Source organism: Methylobacterium sp. E-012, from assembly GCF_057836545.1.
The window spans coordinates 3,917,486-3,927,874 of record NZ_JBYQEY010000001.1 but is presented as its reverse complement, the minus strand read 5'-3'; the positions used below and the strand labels follow the sequence as shown (position 1 = coordinate 3,927,874).

8 protein-coding genes and 1 pseudogene are annotated in these 10,389 nt (G+C 65.5%); 3 read left to right on the top strand and 6 right to left on the bottom strand.

The annotated features are described in order from the left end of the window. Positions 1-13: 13 nt before the first annotated feature. Entirely contained in the window at positions 14-871 is an 858-nt protein-coding gene (locus AC3IF1_RS18990) for a trypsin-like serine peptidase (RefSeq protein WP_489218865.1), read from the bottom strand. 408 nt (positions 872-1,279) lie between these two features. On the opposite strand from AC3IF1_RS18990, the gene AC3IF1_RS18985 reads away from it, so the two are divergent. Continuing rightward, the gene (locus AC3IF1_RS18985; RefSeq protein ID WP_489218864.1) at positions 1,280-3,805 is read left to right on the top strand and encodes a phospholipase D-like domain-containing protein; all 2,526 of its coding nucleotides are present in this window, start codon (positions 1,280-1,282) and stop codon (positions 3,803-3,805) included. A gap of 687 nt (positions 3,806-4,492) precedes the next feature. Continuing rightward, on the top strand, positions 4,493-4,798 hold the full coding sequence (locus AC3IF1_RS18980) for a hypothetical protein (RefSeq protein ID WP_489218863.1): 306 nt from the start codon (positions 4,493-4,495) through the stop codon (positions 4,796-4,798). Between the two features lie 389 nt (positions 4,799-5,187). Here AC3IF1_RS18980 and AC3IF1_RS18975 read toward each other — a convergent pair whose 3' ends face one another. The 5 genes from AC3IF1_RS18975 to AC3IF1_RS18955 all read right to left on the bottom strand — a co-directional run bounded on the left by AC3IF1_RS18975 (position 5,188) and on the right by AC3IF1_RS18955 (position 9,770). Next, positions 5,188-6,270: a catalase family protein gene (locus AC3IF1_RS18975; protein WP_489218862.1), complete on the bottom strand. Its 1,083-nt coding sequence runs from the start codon at positions 6,268-6,270 to the stop codon at positions 5,188-5,190. A gap of 327 nt (positions 6,271-6,597) precedes the next feature. Continuing rightward, positions 6,598-7,386, bottom strand: a complete 789-nt coding sequence (locus AC3IF1_RS18970; protein ID WP_489218861.1) for an alpha/beta fold hydrolase — start codon at positions 7,384-7,386, stop codon at positions 6,598-6,600. A 268-nt stretch (positions 7,387-7,654) separates the two neighbouring features. Next, a complete protein-coding gene (locus AC3IF1_RS18965; protein ID WP_489218860.1) occupies positions 7,655-8,587 on the bottom strand; it encodes a molybdopterin-dependent oxidoreductase in 933 nt (310 codons plus the stop codon). Beyond that, positions 8,584-9,402 carry a cytochrome b/b6 domain-containing protein gene (locus tag AC3IF1_RS18960; protein WP_489220419.1) on the bottom strand — a complete coding sequence of 273 codons (819 nt, stop codon included), beginning with the start codon at positions 9,400-9,402 and terminating at the stop codon, positions 8,584-8,586. Before AC3IF1_RS18960 ends, AC3IF1_RS18965 begins: the two co-directional genes overlap by 4 nt. A gap of 134 nt (positions 9,403-9,536) precedes the next feature. After that, positions 9,537-9,770 carry a hypothetical protein gene (locus tag AC3IF1_RS18955; RefSeq protein WP_489218859.1) on the bottom strand — a complete coding sequence of 78 codons (234 nt, stop codon included), beginning with the start codon at positions 9,768-9,770 and terminating at the stop codon, positions 9,537-9,539. A gap of 278 nt (positions 9,771-10,048) precedes the next feature. Here AC3IF1_RS18955 and AC3IF1_RS18950 point away from each other — a divergent pair. Continuing rightward, positions 10,049-10,300 (top strand): annotated as a pseudogene (locus AC3IF1_RS18950) (response regulator); the annotation flags it as partial. Positions 10,301-10,389: the final 89 nt, after the last annotated feature.

Here is a 10,389-nt window from a genome sequence, read left to right as displayed (position 1 = left end):
GCACCGATACCGATCAAGCCAGTTGCCCGAGCCCGTTCCGGAGGAAGTCTCCGAGCTCGGCCAAGGCGTGAGCATGGTTGCCGTCCCGCGCGACACCGCCCAGGTGCAAGCCTATCACGATGGCTCCGTCGCCGCCGAGGTCCACCATTGGCGAACCTGAGCTGCCGCCTAGGGTCGATGCGTCATGACCGAGGCAGCGGACCGCGGGGGATGCGGTCTGAAAGGCTTCCGTTATGAACCCGGGGGAAAGCCGCTTCACACCCTCCACGCCCCCCAGGAGAAGATCGAGCACGTCCTCGAATTCATGCCCGACCTCCGGCGTCCCGCCGGTCGGACCGGCAGAAAGGGGTCGGCCAGGATAGCCCACCATGTAGACTTGGCCACCCACCCGCGTGTCGTGCGATTGCCCGGCGATCTCCAACGGCGCGGGAAACCTCATCGCTCCGTTGCCGGCCGACACCTCAAGCACGGCGATGTCCAGTTGCGAAAGGTCCATCTCGTCGGCCAATGGGCCGTCCGAGCAGAACCGGACTTGCTTCACCGGAAACTGCTTGCGTACCGTGCGCCCCTCCTCGGCCACGAAATCGACGACGCATCCCTCCGGGACGTCCCAACCCTGCGCATTCTTAATTGCGAGTTTCTCCAGGACATGTCGGTTGGTCGCGATCAGCCCATCCCCGATGACCCAGCCCGTTCCGGCGTGGCTGGCGCCACCGGATAGTCCGAGACGACCGACCGATCTCAGGACACGCCTGATCGAGCGTCTACGCATGATCAAGGCGTCGCGCCAGAATGGGGACAGCGGCTCCCCGTCAAGGTCCACGTCGTCGTCACGCACCACTACCAAGGGCCGCGAGCCGTCGGCGATCACGATCGCCTCCCGTGCGGCGCGTTGCCGGGGTGTCAGCCCTATGTCCGGACCGTCCGATGCCATTCGTTCGAGGACCTGGGATGCCGACTGCCAAAGCCGCTCCGAGCCCTCGGGATCCCGCGTCCGGCTGTTGGCCAACGCGGCTCTCAAGCGCTCCAGGAGCTCGTGGCGACGCGCGATGTCGATGGACCTGTCTTGCGCACTGGCCATCATGGCAGGTGCATCACGGGTGGATTCGCGGCACATTACTCATAGCTTCCGGCAAGCTCGAACAAGGGTGGGACAAGCAAGGGTAACATGGTCGGATCAATTAGCGACGCCTCACGCCCCCAACTTCCGGAATGGGAGAGCGTCCGCGTCTGGCTATCTCAACTCGCTCGCCAAGATCAGGACGCGTACCGGGCGCTGATGGCGGAGATCAGGGAGCGCGGCGGCGACCCTGCGGCGAGCCTCCGTGAATCCGGCGTGATCGCATCCACGACCCGTTCGGCGACCTACGAGACGATCGTCCGACATGGGCGCCCCGTGTTCCTCATCAACGACGGGCGCATCGTCCATGACGAAGGCGGATCTGCCGGATTGGGACGGCGGCTGGTCGAACGGATGACATCGGCCGCCGATCTCCTGCATCGCGCCATACCGCTCGTCGGTCGCATCGAGATCGTTGGCGAGGGTCCCCCCCAACACCTCGGAACGGGATGGTTGGTCGACTTCGACGTCATCGTGACGAACCGGCACGTCGCCCAATTGGTGGCGAGGCCCGATGGCCGATCGTTCGCGTTCAGAAGCAATTCGCGCGGCGACGCCATGGCTGTTGGGATCGACTATCTGCGCGAGTATGGTAACGCCATGACCGCCCCGTCGGCGATCGAAAGCGTACTCTGGATGGAGCCGGACGCGGCCTCGTTCGACATCGCCTTCCTGAAGGTGTCGCGCAGCTCGGACGGCACGCGGTGCGATAGGATCGAACTCGCGCCCCATGATCGCAGCCCTGGCTCGGACGTCGCGGTGGTCGGGTATCCGGGGCGCGCGCCGGTTGGCGTAATCCCGGACCAAACATGGATGGAAGCCATTTTCGGCGGCATCTACGGAGTCAAGCGCATTGCGCCTGGCCGAACGGGGCCACTCAAGGATGGTGCGCTGACCCACGACTGCACGACGCTCGGGGGCAATTCCGGGTCAGTCGTCCTTGGGTTGGATGACGGGAAGGCCGTGGCGCTGCATTTCGCTGGGGCGTACCTTATCGAGAATCACGCGGTGCCGGCCAGCGCGATAGCGCGATACATCCGCGAGGCCCCTTGGCAAGGACACGGCACCGGGACGCTTGCTTCGCAAGCATCCCCATCCACGGGCCAGGACGCCACGGTCGATGGCGGAACGACCGACATCGCGCGGCGGTTGCGGACCCTCCTCGGCACGGGACCCGTCGCCGTTCGACCCGGATACCTGATCCGAGACGGGGAGCTATCCAACGACGAATGCCTCGTCGTCTCCTGCCTTCCCGAGCAATTGTCGATGCTGCGTGAGCTGGTACCGAGGATCCACGAAGGCCTCCCGGTGATCTGTCGAAGAGCTGCGCTTGACGATCAGATTGGCATGATCGACCCAACTGCCGAGGCGCCGACGCGAACGCGATACGACGACGAAACCCGAACCGAGAATGCTTTCTCGTTCGAGCCATTTGAGGAGCACGTAACGGCCACCTGCCACGTCGGGCCGGACCGGGGCTGGGAGGTGCTGTCCAGGTTCTTGGACGAGACGCGTACCGACCTCGTCGGGGGCATGTACGAGTTACAGGCTGCCCATATTGCTACACGCATCGAGCGTCGTCTCGAAGCAGGCGCCAAAGTCACGCTGATCTTGGACCGAGCGTTGCGGGATCCGGACGTGGCGGATGTCCCTGGCGACGAGTTCGCGACGAGGACGACTTTTGAGGCATGGTCCAACGCCCATAGCGGTCGTTTCGAGTGGGCTTACGCGCCGAAAGGGGCTGCTGGCATGGTAGCGAACGCCTACCACGCGAAGGTCGCGGTGCGTGACGGCGAAACGGTGTGGCTATCGAGCGGGAACTGGAACCGAACGAGCCAGCCCATGATCGCGGACGCCGACCGCGACGATGCAAGGTGCGTGGCGAGGGCCGGGAACAGGGAGTGGCACATCGTGATGGAAAGCCCGACCCTGGCCCACCGCATGCGAAGCCACCTCCTCGCGGATTTGTCCCTCGCACGCAGTCTTGGGGGTCGCCCGGAGGCGGTTGATCGCGAGATCTTTCTGGACGTGCCGCGGCAGGATCCGGAGGTCGAGTCGGAAGCCGCCGCCCGCGACGTGCTTGACGTTTTCACTGTCTCGAAAACCCTCAGGATCACGCCTATTCTCACTCCCGATCACCAGGGTTCGCGGTATTACGAACCAGTTCTGGAATTGTTAGACTCGGCAAACGAGGAGATACTTTTACAAGTACCGTATATCAGCTTGGCGACATCAGTGGATGGTCCGCTGACGCGAATTATGGATGTGCTGGCGAAAAAATCTAAGACGGTTCAGGTTCGGATCATCGTACGTTCCGGCACCAGTGGTCTCATCGACAACATGGAGGCACTGAAACGTCGCGGCATGAACATCGCCGCGTGTGTCCGAGGAATGTCGCGCACGCACACCAAGGGCATCGTCGTGGACAGTCGACGCGTCATGCTCGGCAGCCATAATATGAGCTCTCCCGGGGTGAGCTCGAACCGGGATGCAAGCGTCTTGATTCACGATACTGAAGTGGCGGGCTATTATAAGTATGCGTTCGACATGGACTGGGACCGAGCAAAGCCTCTGAATTTTTTCATCGAAAATCTGAATCTCGTGCGAATTGCAGATTCGAAATCGCCACAGCCTAATTTTCAACGGATCGCCATATCAGATTATCTCAACGGCGAGACAAATTAATCGCGAGACCGATCGCGCACCTACTTGCGGTGTTTTTTGAGTTGCAAATATTATGGCTTGCTGGAGGTCATACTGTAGCGTGCTATCACAGGGTGCCGAACCGGTTTGTCCGACGGGTCTCGATCTCGTGCGGACGGTAAGCATCCTACTGCAATGCTCGAACTTCGGTCTTCTTCGACATGGCCCGCGTAGCGGACGCACTGATCGGCCCCCACCCGCTTCCGCTGCGCCAGAAGGCGGTCGCACGCCAAGAAGACCTGATCCCGCTCTGGCATCGCACCCTCCGACCTCCGCGGAAGCCTGCCCCGGACACGGTTAACCAACACTCAGAAAGGTAGCGGGAACCAGGTAGCGCTTCCCGCTCCCCACTTCCCTACGAGTCGCGCTCCGCCCGCACTCCGGGCTCCCCCGACAGGCACGATGGCCAACGCTCCCGCCGCATCCGCGTCCCGTGACACCCACCGTAACCACTACCGACAGCTGACGAATCCGCCCCGCGCCACCTTGACCCCGCGCGCGTCCAGGCTCACCTGGCCGGCGTACCGGATCGCACCGGACCTGATCGGATTTCCCGTGACCCACGCCCCGCGCCTCAAACGGAAAGCCGCGCCCGAGCGCCCGCTTTCCCTTCCCGCCCACGGGGCCTGACCGACGCCACTCTGCGCGCGGCGGCCCGAGGAGGCCGTCATGCCCGACACCCAGACGCACGTCCCCGCCATCGCGGCGCCACCGCTCCGCACCGACGATCCTGCCCGGTCCATCGGCGACCTTTTCCGCCGCCTGGCCCTCGCGAGCGAGACGTTCGGCCCGCCAGCCTTCGAGCGCATCGTCGCCGCCGTGCTGGTCGCCCTGGGCCGCGCCGCCCTCGAAGAGGCCGAGCGCGAGGCCCGACGCTGGCGGGAACGCGAGACCCTGCGCCTGGGCGAGATCCCACCGCTCCGGGCCATCCACGCCGGTGACTTCGACGGCTGGGACCCCGGCGATCCGGAGTAGGTTCGAGACGTGCCGGCGGTCCCGGGCACGGTTCGCAGCGCCGCCGTCGCGGTCCCTTCGGCGGCGGCGGAGCGCGTCCAGCCATGCCGACGCCGGGCTCCCGTCGCTTCAGACGGTTTCCTCAAGCATCAACCGCGGCTTGCCGACAGCCGCCTCGACCTGCGTCTCGGTGGGCGAGGAGTAACCGAAGACCCTCATGTCGTCCCGTGCCCCGGGGTCGAAGTCGTACGCCGCCCCGCTCGAAAGCGCGTAGACGCCGCCCCCCGCCTGCGCGCCATGAGCTGGATCCACTTCGCGGGAGAGAACCCGGGCGGAAGGCGCCAGACCAGGTGCAGGCCGCCCTCGCTGCCGAGGACGATGGCGGGGTACCAAGCGTCGGGTTCTTACAGCTAGGCCGGCACGAGGCCGATGCTTGCCGTATCCTCCGATGCGACGCCATTCCTGCGGTGGCGAAAGTCGCTCAACGCCCGGTAGACCTGAAGGCGCGCCCGCATCACGGAGCCGAGCGGCCGGTGAGCCGCGAGGCTGTGGGCCGGGCGGAAGGTCATCACCTCGTCGAAGTAGCGCACGCGGTCCGGCGCATAGGCATCCTGGCGGTGCAGGCGCAGCGTCGCGACGGTGCGATAGGGGCTGATCGCGACCGGCCAGTCGACCGAGGCGTCCTCGATGGGTTGCTTCTCGGCGTCGGCCCAGAGCTGGGCCTTCAACTCGAACACCACCTCGTTCTCCCGGAAGAAGGCCACCGTGGCGTGGCGGAAGCCGTCCTCGTCCTGGTGCGGGTCGAGGCGCCACTCGGACAGGGCGCGCTGGCCTTCCGTCGACGGCACGACGCCGAGCTTGGCCACGTAATCGCCGAAGCGGACCGGCGCCTGGCTGAAGTAGCTGTCGGCCAGGGGATGGCTGTAGGGATGGCCGAAGAAGTCGGCGAGCGCGCTCTCCGTCCCGAAGGCGTGCAGTGCCCGGTTGAGGTTGCGCATGGTCGACGAGACCGCGCTCTTGACCCCCTCCGGCAAACCCGTCGACTTGCCGATCACCGTGCCGTCCCGAAGAAAGCCGGCCGCCGTGCCCGAGGGGAAGGTGGTCCCGGTCGCGAGCACGAAGTCCTGCGTGTCGACGGCGTGGCCGGGCAGCTTCTCGCCGGGGACGTCGAACACCTTAATGGACATCCCGCGATGGGTCGAGACGCGGTCGCCCAGTGTCTCGCCCGGACCCTGGGCGAAGCGGACGGCGACCGGGTGTGTGCCGGGGTTGGCGAAGAGCCCTTGGGCCAGTTCGGGCGGCAGACCGGCGGCGATCGTCAACTCGCCGGTGACGCAGGCCGAACTCTTGGCGTGGCTGGCGCGCACGGCATGGTGCTCGCGTGTCTCGACGGTCTCCGATTGCTGCGTCATGCCGTTGATGATGCCGTCGATGGTCTCCTGCTCGTCCGCGGCGGGCTTCTCGATGTCGGGTGCGTAGCGAAGGTAGGTCATGATCTTCCTCACGGTGATCGGGGAACTGAAGAGCACCGCGGCGGATAAGAGCGCGGCGAATTCGGGGGTCGACGTACTGAGCCGGAAACGGGATCCCGTTCCGAACATCGAGGGGGCCGGGGGCCGTTCCCGGGCAAGGACGACCTTGCGTCCGTAGAAGGTCTGCCCGAATTTGGCTGCGCTATAAGTTGGCTTTCAAGGGCTGCTACGTTCTTGCGGCCATGGAAGACCGGACCACGGACCCTCTCCAGGGCGGAGGCGGCAAGCTCGGCCGATATGCTCGACGACCCGTGGACGACCGCGGGCTCGGGTGTGCGACGAGCCATTTCAAGGCGCATCCTTCCCAACCGTCTCAAGGATCACGCGCGCCGTCTCGGCAGGCTGATCCCAATGCGGGAAGTGGCCGCAGTTCTCGAACCAGTGCAGCCGTGCCGACGGGAAGGCTGCCAGGGCGCGTGCAGCCTGGCGCGGCAGCAGCAGGTGGTCTTGGCGGCCCCAGCCTATGGTGACAAGGCCGGGCGTCCTTGCCGAACCCTGCTGCAACGGCCCGCGTGCCAGTTCACGCAGCATCGCATCGAACACCGGTGTGGCCGCCAGGCTCCGCAGCTCCCCTACGACGAGCTGCGGTGGCAGCAGCCACGGACGGGCCGACAATTGGGCCAGTAGCAGTGTACGGGTGACGGCGTGCCGCGACAGGCCGGGATGGAAGGGCCGCAGCAACCGCACCAGGCGTATCGATGCCGCGAGCGACCAGTGTAGCCAGCGCGTTTCCCACCCGCGCCAGAAACCGCCGGGATCGAGCGCCACGCAGTGCCGACCGATGCCTCGCCGCGCCAGCTCCAGCACCAGCCGGCCCCCCACCGAACTGCCGACGAGGTCCGCCGTCGTCAGGCCTTGCGACTGCACGAAGCCGTCGAGGGCGTCCGCATAGGCCTCCACCGTCTGCCGGCCCGCGAGCGGGGCCGATCTGCCGTGTCCCGGCAGGTCGACCAAGATCAGTTCGCGCGAGCCGCCCAAAGCGGTCAAGAGCGGATCCCAGGTGCGGAGATTGGCCCCCAGCCCATGGACCATCAGTAGCGGACGGCCCGTGCCGAGGCGTTCGGAATGTAGGGACATGACGGCATCGTCCTTCAATGTTCGCGCTGCAGTCCGAACATTGGTCCGTCGCAGGTTTCGTCAGGCCGGATGTGCCGGTCAGGTTCGCGGGCCGCTCATTTCGGACGCTTCGAGGCCGAGTCGCCGGTCTGATAGCCAGCTGCGCGGCGCTGACTGTACTTTGCAGCTTTGCAAGGGCCGGATGTCGCCGCGAAGCCCCCCCCGGAGTTCGCCAGGAGAGATGCGCTTCCAATGCTCGCGGAGAGGTAGACGTCACGTCCGCGCCAACTCAGATGCCGGCGTACCAGGCGTAGCCCTGGTCCTCCCAGTATCCTCCCTTGCCATCGCCCAGATGGGCGAAGCTCTCGACCACCTCGATGCGCATCACGTACTTGGCCTGCTTGTAGCCGAGGTTGCGTTCCACCCGCAGGCGCAGCGGGGCGCCGTTCGAGACCGGAAGCGCCTTGTCGTTCATGTCGTAGGCGAGGATCGTCTGAGGGTGGAACGCGTCCACGAGATCGATGCTCTCGTAGTACCTGACCGGTGATCCACCACTGGCCGCAGTGTCATCAGACGCCTGCTGGCCGCCTGAGTCCTTCCTGCTCTCTTCACCGCCCGATTGCTTCGTCATGGCTGGGTTGGCATTGCCGGCAGGGATTGTTTCGTCGGAGCCGTCATCCTCCGCGGTGTCCGCTCCGCCGTTGTCCTCTCCTTGGTCCATCGTGTCCGCGCAGTGGAACACCACGTAGCGCCCCTCGGGGTTGAGCTTGGCCCGGTTCAGGAGGTCGGCGAGCGGCACGCCGGTCCACTTGCCGATGGCGCTCCAGCCCTCGACGCAATCATGCCGGGTGATCTGGGTCCGGGCGGGAAGCTTGCGGAGCTCGGCCAGGGACAGCCTGAAGGGCGCCTCCACGAGGCCGTCCACCTGCAGGTGGTACTTGGCGAACCCGCCCTTCGCGAGCGCCTTGTAGTCCCTGTCCGGCGGATCCTCGGTGCCGTTCGGCTTGAACCACGGCGAGATGTCGGCCTCGGCGTATTCCGGGGCCAGCGTCCGGTCGGTCAGCAGCAGGCGCTGGACGAACAGGTTGGCGTCTTCGCCGGTCTTGAGGGTGCGCCGGAACCACTCCGCATTGCCCAGGCGGTCGCACCCGCCAAGCATGGCCGCCGCGGCCGCGGCGGAAGCCCCCGTCAGGAGGGACCTTCGGCTAAGAAGGCGGCTCATGCCCGGGTCTCCCCGGTGACGGGTGCCGGCTCGACCTTGCGCTCGATCACGAACCAACCGGTGAGCATGCCGCGCATGTTGTTCCAGAAGCCCGACAGGAGGACCAGGGCGACGTGCACGACCACGAACAGGACCAGCAGGGCCGCAACGACGAAGTGGACCGTACGGGCCGACTGGCGCCCGTCGAACAGCGTCAGCAGGAACGGGAAGGCCGCGTCCATCGCCGGCGACATCGCGAGGCCGGCGAGGACCTGAACCGGCAGGAGCACGAACAGGACCACGAGGTAGGTGAGCTTCTGGATGACGTTGTAGCGCTTGGCCTCGTCGCCCTGCGGGAAACGCAGCGTCAGGTGCTCCCGGATCGACGCCCCGAAGTGACGGATCTGGTCGCGTGACGGGATCACGCGGAACCGGAGCTGCCCGCTGACCAGCCCGTAGAGCAGGTAGGCAAGGCCGTTCAGGACGAAGGCCCAGGCGAAGAAGAAGTGCCAGGAGCGACCGCCGGTGAGGTCCTGGTCGCTCGGAAGCGTTGCCCAGCTAGGGAAGCCGCGGTCGGCCGCCTCGCCGTCGCTACCGGTGGATGAACCGAGATACCCGGTGGTATCGAAGGAATGCCCGAGGACCGTCGTGACGCCCTTGGGCGGATCGTCCTCGGTGGAAGACATCCCCATCAGCGGCGTATCGAAGGTCGAGACCTTGCCCCAGTACAGGGCCGGGTGGGCGTTGAAGATCTGAAGGCCGCTCATGAGCAGCACCAGGAGGCAGACCGCGTTGACCCAGTGGGTGACGCGGATCACGACCGGGTGCCGGAACATCCATCGGCGGCGCTCGACCTCGCCCGTGTCGGGCGCGGAGCGCGTCAGGTAGGTGCGAGGCAAACGGTCTCCCTCGGGATGTCGGTCGTCCAGGGCGGAGGCCCCCGTGACGGGGCCTCCGGATGCGTCGGCGATCACATGCCGCGGTTCATCATCCGCTTCTTCATCATGCGGCGCTTCATCATCTGCTTCCGCATCATGCGCTTCTTCATCATCATCCGGTCGCCGTGCATCATCCGGACCTGGGTGACGCCGCTCTCGGACTGGAGGCCATTGACGGACATCGGGGCGGCGGAGGCCGAACCGGACGCGAGGGCGATGCCGCCAAGGGCGGTCAAAGCGGTGAGGGCGAGTGTGAACTTCTTCATGCAAGATCTCCTGTAGTGCTGAATGCCATATTCAACCTTCGTCACAACAAGAATTTTCCGGCATTGTTCCGATCCATAAAATCTCGTCAATTGATGGTTATTCACCATTCGGCCAACCGGTAGCGTTTACCGAAGCAGAGCCTTCGGCACGAACGTCAATGGGTCGTCTGTAGGCGGTACGACACCCGCTGATTTTAAGTTTCAGATTTAAACACCGGCGGTCAGGATGCCGCGGATGACTGCCCGAGCCCTTGCAAGCAAGTCCACCGGGTTTGCCGCAGTCCGACGTGCGCAGCGACCGGCTCGTCACCGACGTCGGCCTGCCCAGCGGCATGAACGGACGCGAGATGGCCGATGCGGCCCGCGTCGAGCGACCCGACCTAAGGGTGCCGTTCGTCACCGGCTACGCCGAGAACGCCGTGCTCGGCCACGGGTACCTCGAACCCGGCATGGAGGTGCTTACCAAGCCCCTCGCCATGGAGGCGCTCGCCTCGCGGATCAAGGAACTCATCACCGCGCGACGAGGGTAGACCTGGTGCCAGGCCCTTGAAGATGAATCGCTTTCCCGATCGCCACGGTATTTCTGGGCCATTGGCCTTCACTTGATCGACCGATTTGA

Coding starts and splice junctions, on each gene's coding strand:
- AC3IF1_RS18955 (WP_489218859.1), bottom strand. CDS start 9,770: ATGAAGAAGTTCACACTCGCCCTCACCGCTTTGACCGCCCTTGGCGGC.
- AC3IF1_RS18980 (WP_489218863.1), top strand. CDS start 4,493: ATGCCCGACACCCAGACGCACGTCCCCGCCATCGCGGCGCCACCGCTC.
- AC3IF1_RS18985 (WP_489218864.1), top strand. CDS start 1,280: ATGGCGGAGATCAGGGAGCGCGGCGGCGACCCTGCGGCGAGCCTCCGT.
- AC3IF1_RS18970 (WP_489218861.1), bottom strand. CDS start 7,386: ATGTCCCTACATTCCGAACGCCTCGGCACGGGCCGTCCGCTACTGATG.
- AC3IF1_RS18975 (WP_489218862.1), bottom strand. CDS start 6,270: ATGACCTACCTTCGCTACGCACCCGACATCGAGAAGCCCGCCGCGGAC.
- AC3IF1_RS18960 (WP_489220419.1), bottom strand. CDS start 9,402: ATGTTCCGGCACCCGGTCGTGATCCGCGTCACCCACTGGGTCAACGCG.
- AC3IF1_RS18965 (WP_489218860.1), bottom strand. CDS start 8,587: ATGAGCCGCCTTCTTAGCCGAAGGTCCCTCCTGACGGGGGCTTCCGCC.